Genomic DNA, 20,133 nt, shown 5'->3' on the forward strand with positions numbered 1-20,133 from the left:
TTCGATGCGCATTCCCTTTACCCAGGTGGACGCGTTCGCCGATGCGGCGTTCGGCGGCAATCCGGCGGCGGTGATGCCGCTGTCGCGCTGGCCGGACGATGCGACGCTGCTGAAGATCGCGCAGGAGAACAACCTGTCGGAAACCGCTTTCCTGGTGCCGGTCGAGGGCGGCGAGGCGGATTTCGAGCTGCGCTGGTTCACGCCGGGCACCGAGGTGGCGCTGTGCGGCCATGCGACGCTGGCCAGCGGGCATGTCGTGCTGTCGTCGGACACCAACCGGGCGGCGGTGCGCTTCGCGACGCGGCAGGCGGGGGTGCTGGAGGTGGCGCGCGACGGGGCGGCCTATGCCATGGCCTTGCCGGCATGGGCGCCGACGCCGCAGGAGATGCCGGGGGTGGTCGCGGCGCTGGGCGTCACGGCCGAGGCGGTGCTGTTCCACGACAAGGGCTATGTGGTCGTCGTGGTGGCGGACGAGGCGGCGGTGCGGGATTGCGTGCCCGACATGCGCGCGCTGGCCGCGCAAGGCCCCTTTGTGGTGATCGTGACCGCGCCGGGCGAGGCGACGGACGTGGTCAGCCGGGTGTTCGTGCCGGCCTTTGCGGTGGATGAGGACCCGGTGACGGGATCGGCGCATGCGGTGCTGACGCCGTACTGGACGCAGCGGCTGGGGCGCGACCGGTTCAGCGCGTTTCAGGCGAGCGCGCGTGGCGGGCGGCTGCGGTGCACGCTGGATGGCGACCGGGTCGTGCTGGGCGGGACGTGCGTGACGGTGATCGAAGGCACGTTCCTGCTGCCCTAACGGCGGCGCGAGCGGCCTTTCGTCATCGGATCGGGGCGCGGCGGCGGGGTCCAGCCCTCGGGCGGCTCGACACGCTGGCGGCTGGTGCCCAGACCCATGGCGCCCGGCTGTTGGCGGCGCAGGCCGGTGGGATCGGCCGCCTCCGCATCCGATCCGCGCAACAGGCTGATCTCGTCGCGCAGGCGCTTCGCACGCTCGAAATCGAGCGCGGCGGCGGCGGCCTCCATCTCGGCCTGCAGCTGCGCGATCCGGCTCATGCCGCCAGCGTCGCCGCCTCGGTCGCGGCGATCCAGCCGCCGCCGAGCACCCGGTCGCCGGCATAGAGCACCGCGGCCTGGCCGGGGGCGACGCCGTATTCGGGTGCGTCGAAGACCAGCCGGTCCCCGACCATGCGCGCGGGGACCGGTCGCGCCATCGAGCGGACCTTGGCGGTCAGCGGACCACCGAGCGGGCCGAGGATGTTGAGGTCGGTCAGCCGGGCCGCGTCCACCGCCAGTGCGGTGCGCGGACCGACGACGACGCGGCGGGTGTCGGCATCGAGGCGGACGACATAGAGCGGCTCGGGACTGCCGCCGATCTCCAGCCCGCGGCGCTGACCGACGGTGTAGTGGATCAGGCCGCGATGCTCGCCCAGCTTGCGACCGGCCAGGTCGACGATGTCGCCGCGGGTGTCGGCATCCGGGCGCAGCTTCTTGACCAGGCCGGCATAGTCGCCGTCGGGCACGAAGCAGATATCCTGGCTGTCGGGCTTGGCCGCGACGCCGAGGCCCAGTTCGGCGGCGATCTCGCGCACGCGGGGCTTGGGCAGGGCGCCCAGCGGAAAGCGCAGGAAATCGAGCTGCGTCCGGGTGGTGGCGAACAGGAAATAGCTCTGGTCGCGGGCGGGATCGGCGCCGCGATGCAGTTCGGCCCCGTCCTCGCCGATCATGCGGCGGACATAATGGCCGGTGGCGAGGCAATCGGCGCCGAGATCGCGGGCAAGGGCCAGGAGATCGGTGAATTTCGGCCCCATGTTGCACTGAACGCAAGGGATGGGGGTGCGCCCCGCCAGATATTCGTCGGCAAAGCGATCGACCACCTGGGTGCGGAAGCTGGTTTCGTGATCGAAGACGTAATGGGCGATGCCCAACCGGTCGCAGACCGCGCGTGCGTCGCGGATGTCGCGCCCGGCGCAACAGGCGCCAGCGCGGCCCACCGCCTCGCCATGGTCGTAGAGTTGCAGGGTGACGCCGATCGTCTCCGCCCCGGTGCGCGCGGCAAGTGCCGCCACCACCGAACTGTCGACGCCGCCCGACATCGCCACCACGATCCGCTTGCCCCGCGCGTCGCCGCCGAGCTGGAAATCCACCGCTTCGTCCATGATGCACGCGCACATAGGGGCGGGAGGGCGAACATGCAAAGACAAGCCGGGATGCGCGCCTTTCGCCGGCATCCCGCGGTTTTGATTTCGATCAACTGACTGGCAGTGAACATCAGAAATTTACAGCATTTTTACCAGCCATTCATCCTCCGTCGCTAAGCGGGTCACTCCACCCCGGCAGCAAGAGGCGCCTTCTTGGACCTGAGCTTTCCTCGTTTCGATCGCGAGATCGAGCTCACGGTTCTGCCAAGCGACCTTGCGGTGTTGATGGTGGGGGTGGCGGCGCGCCAAGCGGCGAGCCCCACCGCGGTGCGACAGGCCGGATTCGTGCGCGCGGCGGCGGATCCCCGGTTGTTCGCGCCGCTGGACGGAGCGTTCAACGGGCCGATGGCAGGCGCGCTGACCGCATGGAAGAAGGAGTGAAGGCGCTGTTAACCGTGGCATTTCAGCCGATCTTCAAGCTCGACTGGTACGACCGCGCCTGGGCAGGAGCGGAGCGTTTCGGGGGACAATGATGATCGAGAACCAGAAAATCCGCCCCGCCAAGGTGATCGGTCCGCTCGGCGAACCGTTGACCCTGGACACGCTGCCCCCGCCCAGCACGACGCGCTGGGTCGTCCGCCGCAAGGCGGAGGTGGTCGCGGCGGTCAATGGCGGCCTGTTGTCCGTCGACGAGGTGTGCCAGCGCTACGGCCTGTCGGTGGAGGAATTTGCCGGATGGCAGCGCGCGATCGACCGGTCGGGCATGCCGGGGCTGCGGGTGACGCGCATCCAGCATTACCGCACTCTGTACGAGCGCCAGCAGAAATATTGAACGCGGTGAACATGTTGCGGTGAACGGTGGGCCGCCCTCCCGTCGGGGGGCGGTTTGCCCGCGCGGTGCACCGATCCTTTCCCCAGCGATTGTCAAGCTTTACGATACGCGGGTGGAACAACAATATGGGTTTGTACGTCTATCCCTGCGACCCGCTTGCGGGCCCAACGGAGGGAAGACCATGGGTATTATTCTTTGGCTGATTATCGGTGGCGTCATCGGCTGGCTGGCCAGCATCATCATGCGCACCGACGCCCAGCAGGGCATTCTGCTTAACGTCGTCGTCGGTATCGTCGGCGCTTTCATCGGCGGCCTGATCTTCTCGGGCGGTTCGATCAACAATTCGGGCCTGACGATCTATTCGTTCCTGGTGTCGCTGCTGGGTGCGGTCGTGCTGCTCGCGATCGTGAACCTGGTCCGTCGCGGCCGGGTGCGCTAAATCGGAACGCTGCCTTTCTCCGGAAAGGCTTGAGGGGGCTCGCAGGCTCAAAGCCGTTGGGCGGCCCCCTGACCCTCTCCCCCACCGGGGAGAGGGTTTTCTTTTGCCTCCCGACCCTCTTCCCCGATGCGGAAAGAGGGTTTTCCTTTGCCTATTGCCCGAGCAGGAAGCGAACGTTGAGCGAGACCGTCACGTCGCGCTCGCCCGCCGCGATCTCGGTAGGGGCATCGGCCTTGGCCCGCATCGAGACGGCAAAGGCCATGGGGCGCTCAGGGCCGCCGGCATCGCTGCCGCCCTCCGCGATCGAGACGATACGCAGGACGCGCAGGCCCGACGCCTTTGCATACAGGTCGGCGCGCGCGCGGGCGCGGGCGACCGCATCCTGGCGCGCCTCGTCCAGCGCGGCATCGGGCTTGTCGATGGACAGGTTCGGACCCTCGATCTGGTTGGCGCCCTGCGCGACCAGCGTGTCGAGGATCGTGCCCGACCGGGCGACGTCGCGGAAGCGGATGGCGACGCTGTTCGTCGCCTGATAGCCGGTGATGACCGGCGGGACGTTCTCCCCGTAGCGATATTGCGGCTGCAATTGCACGGTGGCGGTCTGCACATCGCGCTCGGCGATGCCGGCGCGCTTGAGGGCGGCGAGAACGCGGGTCATGCGCTGGGCGTTGTCCGACAGCGCGGCGGCGGCGGTGGCCCCCTGCGATACGACCCCTGCGCGAATCGTCGCCAGATCGGGAACGCGGGTCGTGCGTCCTTCTGCGCTGACGTCCAGGATCGTGCCGGCGGCGGGCACGAGCGGCTCCACGGTTTGCGGCACGCCCTGCGCGGCGGCGGCACCGCCCATCAGCGGTGCGGTGGCCAGCGCCAGTGCGAACATCGTCTTCATGCCTGTTTCCCCTAAATAGCGGTGGACGCTCCTTGGCGTGCCTGCGCAAAACGGGGGCTGAACGTACAGGTGCCCCGGATCGACACATGGACGCCGTAATCGTCCGACATAAGCAAGGGCAATCACGGGCTTGAGCGAAGTGATATATTCCGATAACACAGCCCTGTCGGGGGCCGGTGGGCCGGGCGAGGATTGATGGCGGGCATGAACTACGAAACCGGGGCGATCGAGCAGGAGGAGCGGCTGGCGTTGCCGGCACCGGAGGCGCCGCGTCGGCGGCGGTGGCCGTGGGTCGTGGCAGCGATCGTGGTGCTGGCGGTGGCGGCGTGGTTCCTGTTCGGGGGCAAGAAGAACGAGGCGGCAAGACCGGCGGGCGACGATGCTTCGCAGGCGCCGGTGGTGACGGTGAGTGTACCGGGGCGGCAGACGGTGGCGCGTACGGTGTCGGCGACGGGCACGCTGGCGGCGCGCCGTGATCTGCCGATCGGTATCGCCGGCGAGGGCGGGATGATCACGCGGGTGCTGGTGGAGCCCGGGCAGTGGGTGAAGGCGGGGCAGGTGCTGGCGACGGTGGACCGGTCGGTGCAGACGCAGACGGCGGCGCAACTGGCGGCGCAGGTGTCGGTCGCACGGTCGGACCAGGTGCTGGCGCAGGCGGAGCTGGACCGGGCCAAGACGCTGGTCGACCGCGGGTTCATCTCGAAGGCGGACCTGCAGCGGCGCGAGGCGACGCGCGATGCGGCGGCGGCGCGGGTAAAGGCGGCGCAGGCGAGCCTGGCGGAAGCGCGGGCCCGCAACGGCCGGCTGGACATTCGCGCGCCGGCCGCCGGGCTGATCCTAACGCGCACCGCCGAGCCGGGACAGATCGTCAGTTCGGGCAGCGGCGTGCTGTTCCGGCTGGAGCAGGACGGGCAGGTCGAGCTGCGCGCGGCGGTGTCGGAAAGCGATCTGGCCGGGCTGTCGGTGGGATCGCGCGCGCGGGTGACGCCCGTGGGGTCGAACCGCAGTTTCGAGGGCGAGGTCTGGCAGATCTCGCCGGTGATCGACGCGCAGACCCGCCAGGGCGTGGTCCGCATCGCCCTGCGCCACGACCCGGCGCTTCGCCCCGGCGGCTTCGCCACGGCCGCGATCAACGGCAGCACGGCGGTGGCGCCGCTGCTGCCCGAGACGGCGATCCTGAGCGACGACAAGGCGACCTATGTCTATGTCGTCGGCAAGGACAACAAGGTGGAGCGCCGCGTGGTGAAGACCGGCGAGGCATCCGACAACGGCGTTGCCGTGCTGGACGGGTTGAACGGGACCGAGCGCGTGGTGCTGACCGCGGGCGCGTTCCTGACGCCGGGCCAGGTCATCAAACCATCGGTGCAGAAGGCGCGCTGATCCCATGGGCTTCCGCAACATGTCCGCCTGGGCGATCCGCAACCCGGTCGTCCCGCTCGTCCTGTTCATGGCGCTGACGATCGCCGGGCTTATCTCGTTCAACCGCATGCAGGTGAACGACAGCCCGGAGATCACCTTTCCGGCGGTATGGGTGCAGGTGAGCCAGCCGGGCGCGGCGCCCAGCGAGATCGAGACGCAGATCACCACGCGCATCGAGGCCGCGATCCGCGGGCTGGAAGGCGTGGACGAGATCAATTCGACGATCAGCGAAGGATCGAGCGGCACCTTCGTGCAGTTCAGCTTCGCCACGCCGGTGGACCGCGCGGTTACCGACGTGCGCGACGCGGTGGCGCAGGTCCGGTCCGAACTGCCCGACGGCGTGATCGAGCCGAACGTCAGCCGCGTGATCATCAACAACGACTCGATCGCGACCTGGTCGGTGGCGAGCACCGACGTGACGCTGGAAGAACTGTCCGCCTTTGTCGACACGGTGGTCGTCAAGCGGCTGCTCGGTATTCCGGGCATGCAGAAGGTGGAGATGACCGGCGGCGTGGAGCGCGCGGTGCGCGTGATCCTGGACCCGGGCCGGATGCAGGCACTGGGCATCACCGCCGCGCAGGTGAACCAGACGCTGCGCGCGATCAACCAGAACGCGGCAGGCGGCCGGGCCGATATCGGCGGCGCGCAACAGTCGCTGCGCATCGTCGGCAGCGCCGAGACGGCGCGCGAGTTGGCGCAGTTGCAGATCCCGCTGGGCAACGGCCAGCCGGGCACCGTGCGCCTGGCCGACATCGCCGAGATCCGCGACACCTCGCTGGAACAGACCAGCCTGTTCAAGGCGAACGGGCGCCAGGTGGTCGGCTTCGGCATCCAGCGCGCACGCGGCGCCTCCGAGGTCGCGCTGTACGATGCGACGGTGGCGGAACTGGCGAAGATCCAGAAGGAGAACCCCAAGTTCCGCTTCGTCGAGCAGTTCACCAGCGTCGATTATACCAAGCACCAGTACCGGGAGGCGATCCGCGCGCTGATCGAGGGCGCGGTGCTGGCGGTGATCGTGGTGTTCCTGTTCCTGCGCGACAAGCGGGCGACGCTGATCTCGGCGCTCGCCATTCCGCTGTCGGCGATCCCGACCTTCTGGATCATGGCGCTGATGGGGTTCAGCCTGAACTTCATGACGCTGCTGGCGCTCAGCCTGGTGGCGGGCGTGCTGGTCGACGACGCGATCGTGGAAATCGAGAATATCGTGCGCCACATGCGGATGGGCAAATCGGCCTATCAGGCATCGATCGACGCGGCCGACGAAATCGGGCTGGCGGTGGTCGCGACCACCTTCTCGATCGTCGCGGTGTTCCTGCCGGTCGGGCTGATGCCGGGCATTGCGGGCCAGTTCTTCAAGAATTTCGGCATCACCGTGGTCGTCGCGGTGCTGATGAGCCTGGCGGTCGCACGCCTGATCACGCCAATGGTCGCGGCCTATTTCCTGAAGGCGCATGGCCATGCCGAGCATGGCGAGGGCCCGGCGATGGACCGCTATATGAGCGTGCTGCGCTGGACGCTGGCCAATCGGTGGAAGACGATGGGGCTGGGCGGGCTGGCGTTCGTCGCCACGATCGTCGCGTTCGCGACGCTGCCCTTCACCTTCCAGCCGCCGCGTGACAATGATTTCAGCCGTTTGTCGATCACCATGGTGCCGGGCACCACGCTGGAGCAGACCGAAGCGGTGGCCGATCAGGTGTCGGGCATCCTGCGCCAGCAACAGGAGGTGAAGTCCGCGGTCGAGACGATCAAGGCGGGCAGCGCGATCCTGGAGATCACGCTGCGCAAGGACCGGGTGCGGACCTCGACCGATTTCGAGCGGGAAACCGCGGCCGAGCTGAACAAGATCGCCGATGCGCGGATCAATTTCGGTGGCGGCGGTGGCGGCGGCGGTGGCCGCGCGGTTTCCATCATGTTGGCCGGTTCCGATCCGGAAGCACTGGAAAAGGCGGCGCAAGGGCTGGTGCAGGAGATGAAGGCGCTGCCCAATCTGCGCTCCCCGCGGGTCGAGGGCGATCTGCCGCGGCCCGAGATCGTCATCCGGCCGCGGCTGGACCTTGCCGCCGATCTGGGCGTGACGACGGCGGCGCTGAGCCAGACGATCCGTATCGCCACGCAGGGCGAGATCGCGCAGAACGCGGCGAAATTCTCGCTGCCCGACCGGCAGATCCCGATCAGCGTCGCGCTCGATCCCTATAGCCGGCGCAACCTGTCGACGATCCAGAACCTGCCGGTGCAGACCGCGCGCGGCAGCACCGTTCCCTTGCGCGTGGTGGCCGATATCGGCTTTGGCGCGGGACCCTCGCAGATCAGGCGCTTCAACCAGGAACGCCGCGTCATCATCGGCGCGGACCTGGCGCCCGGCGCGATTGCCGGCGAGGAACGCGCCAAGGTGCTGAAGCTGCCTTATATGAGCAAGCTGCCGCTGGGCGTGCATTATGCCGCATCGGGCGAGGCGAAGTGGCAGGCGGAAATGCTGCAGAACTTCGTGATTGCGGTGTTCGCGGGCGTGATGCTGGTGCTGGCGGTGCTGATCCTGCTGTATCGCCGCGCGATGCCGCCGTTCGTGAACCTGGGCTCGCTGCTGCTGGCGCCGCTGGGCGGTGCGGTGGCGCTCCACCTGTTCGGGATGCCGGTGTCGCTGCCGGTGCTGATCGGGTTGCTGATGCTGCTGGGCATCGTCGCCAAGAACTCGATCCTGCTCATCGACTTCGCGCTGGAGGAGATGCGCGCCGGCGTGCCGCCGCTGGCCGCGATCCTGGACGCCGGGCACAAGCGCGCGCAGCCGATCGTGATGACCACGGTGGCGATGATCGCGGGGATGATCCCGACCGCCCTGTCGCTGACCGGCGATGGATCGTTCAACCAGCCGATGGCGGTGACGGTGATCGGCGGGCTGTTCCTGTCGACGCTGCTGACGCTGCTGATCGTGCCGGCGGGGTTCAGCCTGGCGATCGGGATGGAGCAGTGGCTGGGGCCGAAGCTCGGCCACAAGCTGCTGACCTATCGTCCGGGCGACGATGGCGGGCCGCTGATCGAGGGGCCGGGCGAACCCCCGGCGCTACCCGGTGCGCAGGGCAAGCTGGGGACGCATCCGGCCGAGTGAAGGCCGGGTGCTGGATGAAGTCTGGGATCAGATAGCAGCCAGCTACCCGTTTGTCCCGAGCAGGTGCCGAGTAGCGGCAAAGCCGTGTGACGAGCGATAGGTCCGCGCGCGGAGGATGCCTCGATACGAGCTCTCGATACGGCTCTGACGAGCCTACTCGATCTCTACTCGGCACGAACGGGAAAAAGGGATGGCGCCTCTTTGCGGCGACTGCGGGACGCCTACAGATCGAGTGCCCAGCCGTCGCGACCCTTGGGGTCGAAGGGGGCGGCGGGGACATAGCGTTCGGCGCCGGCCTTGAGGCGCAGGACGCTCCAGTCGCCGCGGCGGTCGACCGCCTCCACCGTGCAGCCGCAGGCGGCATAGGCGGCGGTGACATCGTCCCGCTGCGTCTCCAGCAGGCCGGCGAGCAGGATCGTGGCGTCGGGTGCGGCGATGGCGGCGAGTTCGGGCGCCATCGAGACGAGCGGGCCGGCCAGGATGTTGGCGATGACGAGGTCGTAAGGCGCCGCGGCGGTGATCGCGTCATCCAGCGCACCGTCGGCGACGATGCACTCCACGCGGTCGATCGCATTGGCCTGCGCGTTTTCGCGGGTGACGATGATCGCCATGGGATCGATATCGGTCGCCATCACCGCGGCATCAGGCCAGAGATGCCGCACCGCAAAGGCGAGGAGGCCGGTACCGGTGCCGACATCGATCGCGTTCGACACGGGCGTGCCCGCCATCGCATCGAGCATCGCGAGGCAACCGCTGGTGGTTTCGTGATGGCCGGTGCCGAACGCCTGCCCCGCCTCGATCAGAAAGGCACGGCCGCCCTCCGGTACTTCGGCGAGGTGAGCGCCGGTGTGGACGAAGAAGCGGCCGACGCGCAGCGGCTCCAGGCCCGACTGGCTCATCGTCACCCAGTCCTGGTCACCGAGTTCCTCGATCGCGGGCGCGGTGTCGCTGGCGCTGGGCACCAGCGCGCGGACCGCGGCGATGGCGGCGGTATCCGGCTCATCCTCGAAATAGGCGTCGAGGCGCCATGTCTCGGTATCGTCCTCCACCGTTTCGGTGGTCATCAGCACCGGGGCCGCGTCCAGCCCGAGATCGTCGGCGGCGTCGATCGCCTCGGCCTCGGCGCGGGTGCAGGGGAGGGTGAGTTTCCAGCTCATGCGAACTCCTTCAGCGAACGTAGCTGGCGCCGTTCACGTCGAGCACCGCGCCGGTCATCGAGGCGGGCGCGTCGAGCGCGAGGAAGCGGACGGTGGTGGCGATCTCATCCGGCATGGCGACGCGGCCGAGCGGGATGTCGGCCAGCAGCTTGTCGCCGCCGCGGCTGGCGAGATAATCGTCGGCCATGCCGGTCATGGTGAAGCCGGGGCAGACGGCGAAGGCGAGAATGCCCGCACCCGCATAGCCGCGCGCGATCGTCTTGGTCATCGCGACCATGCCCGCCTTGGACGCGGCATAATGCCAGTGGGCGGGCGAATCGCCGCGATAGGCGGCGCGGCTGGCGACGTTGACGATGCGCGCATCCCCCTGCCAACCGGCGGCGCGGCGTTCCTGCCAGTGCAGGACGGCGAGGCGGCAGAGTTCGGCCGAGGCGGTCAGGTTGATGCGCATGGTGCGCTCCCACCGCTCGGACCAGTCCCCGGCGTCGAGCGGTGCCGCCTCGAAAACGCCGGCATTGTTGACCAGCACGTCGATCGCGCCGCCGGCGCGGGCCAGCGCGGCCTGCCACAAGGCGGCAGGCGCGGCGGGATCGGCGAAGTCGGCGGCGATCCCGCTTGCGGTGCCGTGGCCGATAACGGTGGCATTCGCGGCGGACAGCGTGTCGGCGATCGCGGCGCCAATGCCGCGGCTGGAGCCGGTCAGGAGAATGGTGGTCATCGCGCCCGCCTGCCGCAAGCGCCGGGGAGGCGTCAACCGACGCTGGCGGAAAACACCTCGGCTGCGGCGCACAGGTCGTGCAACTGGCGGTCGACATCCTGGAAGCCGCCGCCGAGCGCCGCGATCTCGCCGGCAACCGTCTCGGTATCCTCGCGAATGGCGGCGATGCTGCCCGACATGGAATCGGCGGCCAGCGCGGTCTCGTCCACCGCGGCGGTGATCGAGATCACGGTTTGCGCATGCGCCGCCATCGCCCCGCGCAGCCGCTGCGAGATCAGCAGCGCATCACCCGCGGTGGTCTTGATCGAGGCATTGGTCTCGACCGTGGCATGGGTCGCCGCCTGGATCGCGGCGATCTTGGCGGCGATGTCGTCGGTGGCGCGTGCGGTCTGGCTGGCGAGGCTCTTCACCTCCTGCGCGACGACGGCGAAGCCGCGACCCGCATCACCGGCGCGCGCCGCCTCGATGGTGGCGTTGAGCGCCAGCAGGTTGGTCTGGCCGGCAATGTCGCGGATCAGCCCCAGGATCGATTCGATCGAGCGGGCGTGACCGGACAGCGCACCCGACAGGGCGACCGCCTCGTCCGCCTGCGCCGCGGCGCGGGTGGTGATCGCGGCGGCGCTTTCCACTTCCTCGCGCGCGGCCTCCATGGCGCGGATCAGGCCGGCGGCGGTCTGTGCCGCCTCGCGCATCGCCAGCGCCGACTGTTCGGCGGCGATCGCCACCTCGTGCGACTTGCCCAGCATGCGGGTGGTGGAACCGGCGGCGTGGCTCGCCTGCTCGCGCAAGGTGTCGCCGCGCGCCGCGGCATTGCCGATCGCGCCGGCGATGGTCTGGCGAAACGCTTCCGCCTGTTCGTGACGGGCGTCCCTGGACAGCATCGCATCCGACCGGCCGAGCGCGCTGGCCATGATGCCCGCCTCCGCAAGCGAGATGCGCGCGGTCATGTCGGCCAGGCGGCACATGCGCGCGCTGTCGCCCTTCACCCGCTGTTCCAGCGCATGCATGGTGCGGCTTTGCGAATAGTTGAGCGCGTTCATCAGCGTGCGCAGCGAAACGCCGCTGTCGCGCGCGCGCATCGCGTAGTCCACCGCCATGTCCAGCCATGTCTGGTCGAACGGACGGCCATATTTCTCGCGGATGTAGCGCGCGCTGCTGGCGATGCGGTCGCGCAGCCGATCGGGCGTGAGGACCGAGCGCCGGTCGCGCAACTCGGCCTGACCGAGATAATGATCCCAGAAGGTCCGGGAGATCGTGTCGATGTCCTCGTCCGTCAACAGCGACATGATCTCCGCACAGGTGGAGGTGACGCTGTTGTCCCAGTCATAGTTGCGCATGATCGCCGAGGTGGATTCCTCGGCGCTGCTCCAGGTTCCGACCGCAATCTCTTGCCTTGCCATCTGCTGCTTTTCCGGGCCGGCGTGGATCAGGCGGCGACGCGGGCGATGAAACGGTCCGCGCTCGACTTCAGATCGCCCAGCCGGCCATCGAGCATGTCGAAGCCGCGACCGACCGCGTCGATCTCGTCCGCGACGCTTTCGGTATCCTCGCGGATCGCGGCGATGGTGTTGGACATGGAATCGGCCGCAAGCGCGGTTTCATCCACCGCGGCGGTGATCGCGGTGACGGTGCCGGCCTGCGCCTCCATGGCGTAGCGGATCCGCTCGGCCGACTCCTGAACCTCCGCCACGGTCGCCTTGATCGAGGCGTTGGTGTCCACGGTGGAGCGGGTCGCCGCCTGGATCGCGGCGATCTTGGCGGCGATGTCGTCGGTGGCGCGCGCGGTCTGGCTGGCGAGGCTCTTCACCTCCTGCGCGACGACGGCAAAGCCGCGGCCCGCATCGCCGGCACGCGCCGCCTCGATGGTGGCATTGAGCGCCAGCAGGTTGGTCTGGCCGGCGATGTCGCGGATCAGCCCCAGGATCGATTCGATCGACTTGGCGTGATCGGAGAGGGTTTCCGACATGCCCACCGCCTGGCTCGCCTGAGCAGAGGCTCGGGTGGCGATCTCGGCGGCGGCCTCCACCTCGGAGCGGGCATCCTCGATCGCGCGGATCAGGCCGGCGGCGGTCTGTGCCGCCTCGCGCATAGCGACCGCGGACTGCTCGGCCGCGGCGGCGACTTCGCTCGACTTGCCCAGCATGCCGCGCGTCGCGGTGGAGGCGTTCTGCGCCTGGGAGCGGAGATCCTGCCCGTCGATCGTCGCCGAATCGACCATGGAGGCGATACCCCCCTGGAAGTCGACCGCAAGCCGTTCGCGCGAACGCTGCGCGGTGTGTGCGGCAAAGCCGGCGAACAGTTCGACCGTCAGTTCGGTTTCCATGCCGAACAGGCGAAGAAGCGTATGCATCGCGGGCTGCATCCGGGGATCGCCCACGGGCAGTTGCTCGATCAGTGCGGCCAGCAGCGCACGGTCGCTGGCACAGGACATGGCGAGCACCTCCATGGTCGACACGCCCTTGGCATAGGCCGAGGCCACCGAGCGTTCGAGCGACTCGACCCATTCGCGGCCGCTGAGGTTGCACAGGCGATTGCGCAGATAGGCGCGGCCGGCGACCACCCGGCGTTCGCGGTCCAGCACCGTCCATTCGGGCTCACCGGGATGGGCGCGGCGCCAATGCTCCCAATAGGCCTCGACGATGTCGTCGATGCGCGGCTCGACCAGTTCCCACAACTCGGCTGCCTGGCGGCGCAGATTGCCGTCGCCGCCGTCGAACGCGCGAATCCGCGCATCAAGATCGATGGTGGCGGCAATCGTGGTCGGCACCGGAAGGTCGATATGGTCCAAGGAATGATCCCCCTGTTGATCGTCGATCCGTATGCCGCCAACAGGTTAAGGCGCGGTTAGAGGAACGTAGCGCCGGCGGCCCGGTACCGGGTGCCAGGCCTTGCAATGCGCTCTTGGGTTGCATCGCGCGGGCGCTCGCCTCATAGGCGTTTGCGATCATCCGGACATCGACTGCTCTGAGGACCTGCCCTTGGCTTCCCGCAACCCCGCCCGCCCGCTATCGCCCCACCTCCAGATCTGGCGCTGGGGCCCGCACATGCTGGTCTCCATCCTCCACCGCGCGACCGGGTCGGGCATGGCGACCGTCGGCACCGCGCTGCTCGTCTGGTTTCTGGCCGCGATCGCGGGCGGAGCCGAGAGCTATGCGACGTTCCGCGACGTGTTCACGACGGATGCCGGCAATCTGAACATCATCGGCTATGTCATCGGCATCGGCCTGACCGCCTGCCTGTTCCAGCACATGATGACGGGCATCCGCCACCTGGTACTCGACCTGGGCGCGGGGTTCGAGCTGAAGACCAACAAGCGTTATGCCGTGCTGACCATGGTCGCGTCGGTGACGCTGACCGTGCTGTTCTGGCTCTATCTGGGGATCATCAAGTGATGCGTTCGGGAACCAGCATCGGCCGCGTGCGCGGTCTGGGTTCGTCCAAGCAGGGCGCCAAGCATTGGTTTCACCACCGGCTGACCGCGGGATCGAACTTCCTGCTGCTAGTGTGGCTGCTCGTGTCGATCCTGCGCCAGCCCGCATTCGATTACGAATCGATGCGCATGTGGCTGTCGAGCGCGTGGGTTGCGATCCCGATGATCCTGCTCGTCCTGTCGGTCTTCTCGCACTTCCGCATGGGGTTGCAGGTGGTGATCGAGGATTACCAGCATGACGAGAGCCGCGTTGCCGCGCTCGTCGCCCTCAACGTGTTCACCGCGGTGACCGCATCAGTCGCCATCTTCTCCGTTCTCAAGATCGCCTTTGGAGCCGCTGCGTAATGCCTGCTGCCTACAAGATCATCGACCACACCTATGACGCGGTGGTGGTCGGCGCCGGCGGATCGGGCCTGCGCGCCACCATGGGTATCGCCGAGGCGGGCCTGAAGGCCGCGTGCATCACCAAGGTGTTCCCGACCCGCAGCCACACGGTCGCGGCGCAGGGCGGCATCGCCGCCTCGCTCGGCAACATGGGTCCGGACCACTGGACCTGGCACATGTTCGATACCGTCAAGGGCTCCGACTGGCTCGGCGACCAGGACGCGATCGAATATCTGTGCCGCGAGGCACCCGCCGCGGTGTACGAGCTGGAGCATGCCGGCATGCCCTTCAGCCGCACCGACGAGGGCCGCATCTACCAGCGCCCGTTCGGCGGCATGATGCAGAATATGGGCGAGGGGCCGCCCGCGCAGCGCACCTGCGCCGCGGCCGATCGTACCGGTCACGCCATGCTGCACACGCTGTACCAGCAGTCGCTAAAGTATGACGCGGATTTCTACGTCGAATATTTCGCGCTCGACCTGATCATGGACGAGGCCGGCGCGTGCCGCGGCGTGATCGCGCTGTGCATGGAAGACGGATCGATCCACCGTTTCCGCGCGCATAACGTGGTGCTGGCGACGGGCGGCTATGGCCGCTGCTATTTCTCCGCCACCTCGGCGCACACCTGCACCGGCGACGGCGGCGGCATGGCGCTGCGCGCCGGCATCGCGCTGCAGGACATGGAATTCGTGCAGTTCCACCCGACCGGCATCTACGGCGCGGGCGTGCTCATCACCGAGGGCGCGCGCGGCGAGGGCGGCTACCTGACCAACTCCGAGGGCGAGCGCTTCATGGAGCGCTATGCCCCGTCCGCCAAGGACCTCGCCAGCCGCGACGTCGTGTCGCGCTCGATGGCGATGGAGATGCGCGAAGGCCGCGGCGTCGGCAAGGAAGGCGACCATATCCACCTGCACCTGGATCATATCGATCCCAAGGTGCTGCACGAGCGGCTGCCGGGCATCACCGAGACGGGCAAGATCTTTGCCGGTGTCGACCTGACGCGCCAGCCGCTGCCGGTGACGCCGACCGTCCATTATAACATGGGCGGCATCCCGACCAATTATCACGGCGAGGTCGTGCGCCTGCGCGACGGCAACCCCGATTCGATCGTCCCGGGCCTGTTCGCGGTGGGCGAGGCGGCGTGCGTATCGGTGCACGGCGCCAACCGTCTGGGCTCCAACTCGCTGATCGACCTCGTGGTGTTCGGCCGGGCGACGGGCCTGCGCATCAAGGACCAGTTGAAGCCGAACACGCCGCACAATCCGCTGCCCAAGGGTTCGGAGGAGCTGTCGCTCGGCCGTCTCGACCATTTCCGCAACGCCGCCGGCGGCTCGCCGACCGCGGAGATCCGTTCGGAAATGCAAAAGACCATGCAGCGTCACTGCGCGGTGTTCCGTACCGACGAACTGCTGACCGAGGGTCGCGAGAAGATCCGCGGCACCTATAACCGGATGCAGGATGTCGGCATCAAGGATCGCTCGCTGATCTGGAACACCGACCTGATCGAGACGCTGGAGCTCGACAATCTGGTGTCGCAGGCGGTGGTGACGATGGAGTCGGCGCTGAACCGCAAGGAAAGCCGCGGCGCGCATGTGAACGAGGACTTCCCCGAGCGCGACGACGCGAACTGGATGAAGCACACGATCACCACGTTCGACGGCTGGGGCGGCAAGGGCGGTGCGACCGCGATCGATTATCGCCCGGTCCACGACTACACGCTGACCGACGATATCGACTATATCAAGCCGAAGAAGCGCGTTTACTGATCCTGGCGCCATCTTCACGGGCTGCAAGCGCCCGCCTGGGAGACCGGGCGGGCGTTTTTGCGTATCCGATGCCGGTGATCGCTGTTCGTGCGGGCGCACCCCGCGGTAAAAAGATGCATATCCCGGCCCCTCGCCGACCGGTCTATCATGCCCTGCGTGCCGGAATGGCAGCGGGGAGGGAATGCGATGGGGGCAGAGGCATTTAGGCTGGCGAATCGGGCGGTGGCGGTCACGCTCTGCCTTTTCGCGGCCGGTGGCACGTCGGCTTGGGCGATGGAAAACAGTCCGGCGACGATCCCCACCGCTTCGCCACAGCAGATTGCCGAGGCGTTGGACGACTGCATCAAGGCGGATGGCGTCCGCGCAAAGCTGGAGGCGGCGGGGTGGGCGGCGGACAAGGCCCTGCCGTCGGGCAACGGTATGACCACGTATCGCAAGGCGGGTAGTGGTGCGATGATGCCGCTGTTCGATCCGGCCGCCCCGATGCGCTGTTGGGTGATGTCCAAGACGGACCAGCCATCCGCGCGCTATGTCGAGGCGGTCACCGCGCTCCTCGGGCCGCCGAGCGGCGAGCCCTCCAAATCCTCGGGTCCTCAGGCGGGCGATCTGGAATATTCGCTTCAATGGAACGCGAAGGGGTTTGCCATCCCGATGGACGCTTTCAAAACGCCGGAACCCGGGCTGCGCATCGAAGTCTGGCGCAAGCCGGCCGATCCGCAGACATAGCCGGCGGGGGAGAGCGTCAGACGCGCCGGGCGGTGGGGCGGGGGGCGAGCTGGTCGAGGGCGTCGGGATTGGTGCGCGCCCAGGCGTAGAGCAGTTCGACCGGCTCGACGAAGCGGGTGCCGAGGGGGGTGAGGCGGTACTCGACCGCCGGCGGTACAACGCTTTCGACATGACGCGTCAACAGGCCGGCATCTTCCATCTCCCGCAGCGTCTGGGTCAGCATCTTCTTGGAGATGCCGGGCAGGCTGCGGTGGAGGACGCCGGTGCGGGCCGCGCCGGCGTGGCGGGCGTGGAGCACGTGGAGGATCATGCTGGTCCATTTGGTCGCGAACAGCGCCAGCACGCGGCGCGGGGCGCAATCCTCCCGCCATTCCTCGTCGTTCGATCCGGGGCGCATGAGTGGTTACCTTTTGGTGACTAGGTTCCTGTTTGGTGCCGTCTAGAAGCTGCGACCGGCGACGCCTAGCTGTGATCTTTGAACGATCAAGGTGCGAAGATCATGGCGAAAACGGCGTTGGTAGTAGGGGCGAGCGGGATTGTCGGCAGTGCGGCGGCGGCATTGCTGGCAGAGCAGGGATGGACGGTGCACGGACTGGCACGCCGACCCGTGGCGCAGGACGGCGTCCGGCCCGTCGTCGCAGACCTGCACGATGCGGCGAACACGCGTGCGGCGCTGGCCGACATCGCGCCCGATGCGGTGTTCATCACCACCTGGGCGCGGCAGGACAGCGAGGCGGAGAATATCCGCGTCAATGCCGCGATGGTGCGCAACCTGCTGAATGGCCTGACGCCCGCCACCGGGCCGCGCCATGTCGCGCTGGTCACCGGGCTCAAGCACTATCTGGGGCCGTTCGAGGCTTACGGCAAAGGTACGTTGCCGCAAACGCCGTTCCGCGAGGAGCAGGGGCGGCTGGACGTCGAGAATTTCTATTATGCGCAGGAGGACGAACTGTTTGCCGCGGCGGCACGCGACGGTTTCACCTGGAGCGTGCACCGGCCGCACACGGTGATCGGCAAGGCGGTCGGCAATGCGATGAACATGGGGACGACGCTGGCGGTCCATGCCACGCTGTGCCGCGAAACCGGGCGGCCATTCGTCTTTCCGGGATCGGCCGCGCAGTGGCATGGGCTGACCGACATGACCGATGCGGGCCAGCTTGCCCGCCATCTGCTCTGGGCGGTGGAGACGCCGGCGGCACATGACGAGGCGTTCAACGTGGTCAATGGCGACGTCTTCCGCTGGGAATGGATGTGGGGCCGTATTGCCGCGTGGTTCGGGATCGCGCCGGCGCCGTTCGATGGCGTCGTCCGGCCGCTGGAAACGCAAATGGCTGGCGATGCGCAGACGTGGCGGGAGATCGCGGCGCGGCATCAACTGATCGAGCCGGACCTGTCGCGGCTGGCCTCGCCATGGCATAGCGATGCCGATCTCGGCCGCCCGATCGAGGTGGTGACCGACATGTCGAAGAGCCGGCGGCTGGGCTTTACCGGCTATCAGCCGACGGATGATGCGTTCTTCGCCTTGTTCGGCCGTTTGCGGGCGGATCGATTGATCCCATAAACTTGCAATAGACTCGCATTAGCTTTACTCCTGGTCTCAAAGGAGAAGGCCATGCGTGTCGCAGCATCCGTCACAGCCGATCGTCTTGCCGCATCGCCAATTGCGGCGGAGACGATCGTGCGGGCGGTAGCGGTGTGGCGCGCGGCGCGCGCGGCGGATCGCCCGGTGTTGCCCCCGCTCCATGCGTTGCTCGCACCGATCGGCCACGACATGCTGGCCCCGGTGATCGACAGCGTGCTGCGGCTGGGCGAGCAATGCCTGGGCCGGACGCCGTGCCGCGACTGTCCCTTCGGCTCGCAAACCGATGTCGAATTGCTGATCGACCTGTTGCGCGATCCCCGGCGGGTGGCGACGCTGCCGCGCTGTGCGCAAGCGGCGCCGAAGGCCAAGGCGGTGTTTGCGGGTGCGCTTGCCTCGGCCGGTGTGATGATGGCGATGGCCTGACGCCCGCATTGCAGAACTGAGCTGCCTGACCTATTCGTATATTATCTACGAAGGGGAGGCATAATGAAGACGCCGGGTGCGATGATCGCCATGCTGTTGGCCAGCCAAGCGGTGGCGCAGACCCCCGCCGACCCCGCCCATACACTGCCCGATTATGCCGCCGCCATGATCGGAAAGCCGCCCGCTGCGCTGAAGCTCGACCCCTTTTACACACGCTATCTCGATGCGCATGGCATTCCGATCGCGGCGTCGCACAAGGTGCCGTCCGTGGCGTTGCTGTTCGCGCGTGACATCGTTGAAGACATGCTGACCGAACGGCCCGACCTGCGGCACTGGATGATCGCGCGTGGCCTGCGGATCGCGATCATGGCGACCGAAGAGGGCACGACCGATCTTCCCGAACAGCGCGATTGGAAGAAGCCGGAACGCAACGACCCTGCGCTGACCCGGTGCGAGCGCAAGCACTACGATGTGCGCATCGGGGCACTGACCGATGCGCAATATTGGAACGGCCGCGCGCGGGGAATGGGCGGTATGCTGACCTCCGGCGCGACGGAAAACCTGCTCGCGATCCCGGGCACGTCTTATTATGGCGAGAATATCTTCGTTCACGAATTCAGCCACGCCATCCTCAACGCGGTCGAGCAGGTGGACCCGCTGCTGTATCAGCGGGTGGGGCGGGCCTATGCCGCGGCGATGGCGGCGGGGCTGTGGAAGGGCGAATATGGATCGACCACGGTGCATGAATATTGGGCGGAGGGCACCCAATACTGGTTTAACTCCAACATGGTGGCGCGCTTCGGCGCGGTGACGATATTGTCGGACGCGGACCTGCGCCGATATGATCCCGCGCTGTCGGACGTGCTGCGCGAAGTATATGGTGATCGCCACCGGCTGACCGCGGACCTGTTCTTCGAGCATCCCGCGCGCGTGCCGCCGGGGCCGGCGCCGGCCTTTACCGCCGAAGAGTGCTGATCGGGGCCGCTTCTTTCCGGTTGCCGGAGATGCACGGCCGTGTTCATCGCGATGCCGATAAGCTGGTCCATCAAAGGCTTGCGTGCCATGGGTCTTTGGGTGCCCTCGCACGTGTCGATCGTACAGCTCCGATGCGCGCCTCCGACGTG

At 67.8% G+C, this 20,133-nt stretch carries 21 protein-coding genes; 13 read left to right on the top strand and 8 right to left on the bottom strand.

The window, feature by feature from the left end; translation table 11 throughout:
- Positions 1-4: 4 nt before the first annotated feature.
- Positions 5-799: a PhzF family phenazine biosynthesis protein gene (locus OXR08_RS01650; RefSeq protein WP_267347324.1), complete on the top strand. Its 795-nt coding sequence runs from the start codon at positions 5-7 to the stop codon at positions 797-799.
- Here OXR08_RS01650 and OXR08_RS01655 read toward each other — a convergent pair.
- Entirely contained in the window at positions 796-1,056 is a 261-nt protein-coding gene (locus OXR08_RS01655; protein ID WP_267347325.1) for a UvrB/UvrC motif-containing protein, read from the bottom strand. The genes OXR08_RS01650 and OXR08_RS01655 overlap by 4 nt on opposite strands.
- Positions 1,053-2,159: a tRNA 2-thiouridine(34) synthase MnmA gene (gene mnmA, locus OXR08_RS01660; RefSeq protein WP_267347326.1), complete on the bottom strand. Its 1,107-nt coding sequence runs from the start codon at positions 2,157-2,159 to the stop codon at positions 1,053-1,055. Before mnmA ends, OXR08_RS01655 begins: the two co-directional genes overlap by 4 nt.
- 195 nt (positions 2,160-2,354) lie before the next feature.
- Here mnmA and OXR08_RS01665 point away from each other — a divergent pair, with 195 nt between their 5' ends.
- The 3 genes from OXR08_RS01665 to OXR08_RS01675 all read left to right on the top strand — a co-directional run bounded on the left by OXR08_RS01665 (position 2,355) and on the right by OXR08_RS01675 (position 3,412).
- Positions 2,355-2,582 carry a hypothetical protein gene (locus tag OXR08_RS01665; RefSeq protein WP_112382014.1) on the top strand — a complete coding sequence of 76 codons (228 nt, stop codon included), beginning with the start codon at positions 2,355-2,357 and terminating at the stop codon, positions 2,580-2,582.
- Positions 2,583-2,673: 91 nt separating this feature from the next.
- Complete coding sequence (locus OXR08_RS01670) at positions 2,674-2,973, top strand: DUF1153 domain-containing protein (RefSeq protein WP_112382269.1); 300 nt, start codon at positions 2,674-2,676, stop codon at positions 2,971-2,973.
- A gap of 181 nt (positions 2,974-3,154) precedes the next feature.
- The gene (locus OXR08_RS01675) at positions 3,155-3,412 is read left to right on the top strand and encodes a GlsB/YeaQ/YmgE family stress response membrane protein (RefSeq protein WP_112382015.1); all 258 of its coding nucleotides are present in this window, start codon (positions 3,155-3,157) and stop codon (positions 3,410-3,412) included.
- Between the two features lie 151 nt (positions 3,413-3,563).
- On the opposite strand, the gene OXR08_RS01680 is transcribed toward OXR08_RS01675, so the two are convergent.
- Positions 3,564-4,301: an SIMPL domain-containing protein gene (locus OXR08_RS01680; RefSeq protein WP_267347327.1), complete on the bottom strand. Its 738-nt coding sequence runs from the start codon at positions 4,299-4,301 to the stop codon at positions 3,564-3,566.
- A gap of 204 nt (positions 4,302-4,505) precedes the next feature.
- Here OXR08_RS01680 and OXR08_RS01685 point away from each other — a divergent pair, with 204 nt between their 5' ends.
- Together OXR08_RS01685 and OXR08_RS01690 are read left to right on the top strand one after the other, a co-directional pair.
- Positions 4,506-5,681, top strand: a complete 1,176-nt coding sequence (locus OXR08_RS01685) for an efflux RND transporter periplasmic adaptor subunit (protein ID WP_267347328.1) — start codon at positions 4,506-4,508, stop codon at positions 5,679-5,681.
- Positions 5,682-5,685: 4 nt separating this feature from the next.
- Positions 5,686-8,823 (top strand): efflux RND transporter permease subunit, encoded by a 3,138-nt coding sequence (locus OXR08_RS01690; protein WP_112382018.1) that lies wholly within the window; start codon positions 5,686-5,688, stop codon positions 8,821-8,823.
- Between the two features lie 221 nt (positions 8,824-9,044).
- Here OXR08_RS01690 and OXR08_RS01695 read toward each other — a convergent pair whose 3' ends face one another.
- Genes OXR08_RS01695 through OXR08_RS01710 form a run of 4 tightly spaced genes read right to left on the bottom strand, consistent with a single transcriptional unit; the run spans position 9,045 to position 13,486 of the window.
- Positions 9,045-9,980: a 50S ribosomal protein L11 methyltransferase gene (locus tag OXR08_RS01695; protein ID WP_267347329.1), complete on the bottom strand. Its 936-nt coding sequence runs from the start codon at positions 9,978-9,980 to the stop codon at positions 9,045-9,047.
- 10 nt (positions 9,981-9,990) lie between these two features.
- Positions 9,991-10,698 (bottom strand): SDR family oxidoreductase, encoded by a 708-nt coding sequence (locus tag OXR08_RS01700; RefSeq protein WP_112382270.1) that lies wholly within the window; start codon positions 10,696-10,698, stop codon positions 9,991-9,993.
- A 32-nt stretch (positions 10,699-10,730) separates the two neighbouring features.
- A complete protein-coding gene (locus OXR08_RS01705) occupies positions 10,731-12,098 on the bottom strand; it encodes a methyl-accepting chemotaxis protein (RefSeq protein WP_240313426.1) in 1,368 nt (455 codons plus the stop codon).
- A gap of 26 nt (positions 12,099-12,124) precedes the next feature.
- Positions 12,125-13,486 (bottom strand): methyl-accepting chemotaxis protein, encoded by a 1,362-nt coding sequence (locus OXR08_RS01710; RefSeq protein WP_112382020.1) that lies wholly within the window; start codon positions 13,484-13,486, stop codon positions 12,125-12,127.
- A gap of 190 nt (positions 13,487-13,676) precedes the next feature.
- Here OXR08_RS01710 and sdhC point away from each other — a divergent pair, with 190 nt between their 5' ends.
- From sdhC to OXR08_RS01730, 4 genes are all read left to right on the top strand, one after another.
- Positions 13,677-14,090 carry a succinate dehydrogenase, cytochrome b556 subunit gene (sdhC, locus tag OXR08_RS01715; RefSeq protein ID WP_112382021.1) on the top strand — a complete coding sequence of 138 codons (414 nt, stop codon included), beginning with the start codon at positions 13,677-13,679 and terminating at the stop codon, positions 14,088-14,090.
- Entirely contained in the window at positions 14,090-14,473 is a 384-nt protein-coding gene (sdhD, locus tag OXR08_RS01720) for a succinate dehydrogenase, hydrophobic membrane anchor protein (RefSeq protein ID WP_112382022.1), read from the top strand. The genes sdhC and sdhD overlap by 1 nt, the downstream gene beginning before the upstream one ends.
- The gene (sdhA, locus tag OXR08_RS01725; protein ID WP_112382023.1) at positions 14,473-16,278 is read left to right on the top strand and encodes a succinate dehydrogenase flavoprotein subunit; all 1,806 of its coding nucleotides are present in this window, start codon (positions 14,473-14,475) and stop codon (positions 16,276-16,278) included. Before sdhD ends, sdhA begins: the two co-directional genes overlap by 1 nt.
- Positions 16,279-16,464: 186 nt before the next feature.
- The gene (locus tag OXR08_RS01730) at positions 16,465-17,004 is read left to right on the top strand and encodes a hypothetical protein (RefSeq protein ID WP_267347330.1); all 540 of its coding nucleotides are present in this window, start codon (positions 16,465-16,467) and stop codon (positions 17,002-17,004) included.
- 16 nt (positions 17,005-17,020) lie between these two features.
- Here OXR08_RS01730 and OXR08_RS01735 read toward each other — a convergent pair whose 3' ends face one another.
- Positions 17,021-17,401, bottom strand: coding sequence for a helix-turn-helix domain-containing protein (locus OXR08_RS01735; RefSeq protein ID WP_112382025.1), 381 nt, complete (start codon positions 17,399-17,401; stop codon positions 17,021-17,023).
- 102 nt (positions 17,402-17,503) lie between these two features.
- Here OXR08_RS01735 and OXR08_RS01740 point away from each other — a divergent pair, with 102 nt between their 5' ends.
- The 3 genes from OXR08_RS01740 to OXR08_RS01750 all read left to right on the top strand — a co-directional run bounded on the left by OXR08_RS01740 (position 17,504) and on the right by OXR08_RS01750 (position 19,984).
- Positions 17,504-18,565, top strand: coding sequence for an SDR family oxidoreductase (locus OXR08_RS01740; protein ID WP_267347331.1), 1,062 nt, complete (start codon positions 17,504-17,506; stop codon positions 18,563-18,565).
- Between the two features lie 51 nt (positions 18,566-18,616).
- Positions 18,617-19,009, top strand: a complete 393-nt coding sequence (locus OXR08_RS01745; protein WP_267347332.1) for a hypothetical protein — start codon at positions 18,617-18,619, stop codon at positions 19,007-19,009.
- 63 nt (positions 19,010-19,072) lie between these two features.
- Positions 19,073-19,984 carry a glycoside hydrolase gene (locus OXR08_RS01750; RefSeq protein WP_267347333.1) on the top strand — a complete coding sequence of 304 codons (912 nt, stop codon included), beginning with the start codon at positions 19,073-19,075 and terminating at the stop codon, positions 19,982-19,984.
- The last annotated feature ends 149 nt before the right edge of the window (positions 19,985-20,133 follow it).

Origin of the sequence: Sphingomonas sp. GM_Shp_2 (genome assembly GCF_026540875.1) — a bacterium.
In the GTDB taxonomy this organism is placed as follows: domain Bacteria; phylum Pseudomonadota; class Alphaproteobacteria; order Sphingomonadales; family Sphingomonadaceae; genus Sphingomonas; species Sphingomonas carotinifaciens.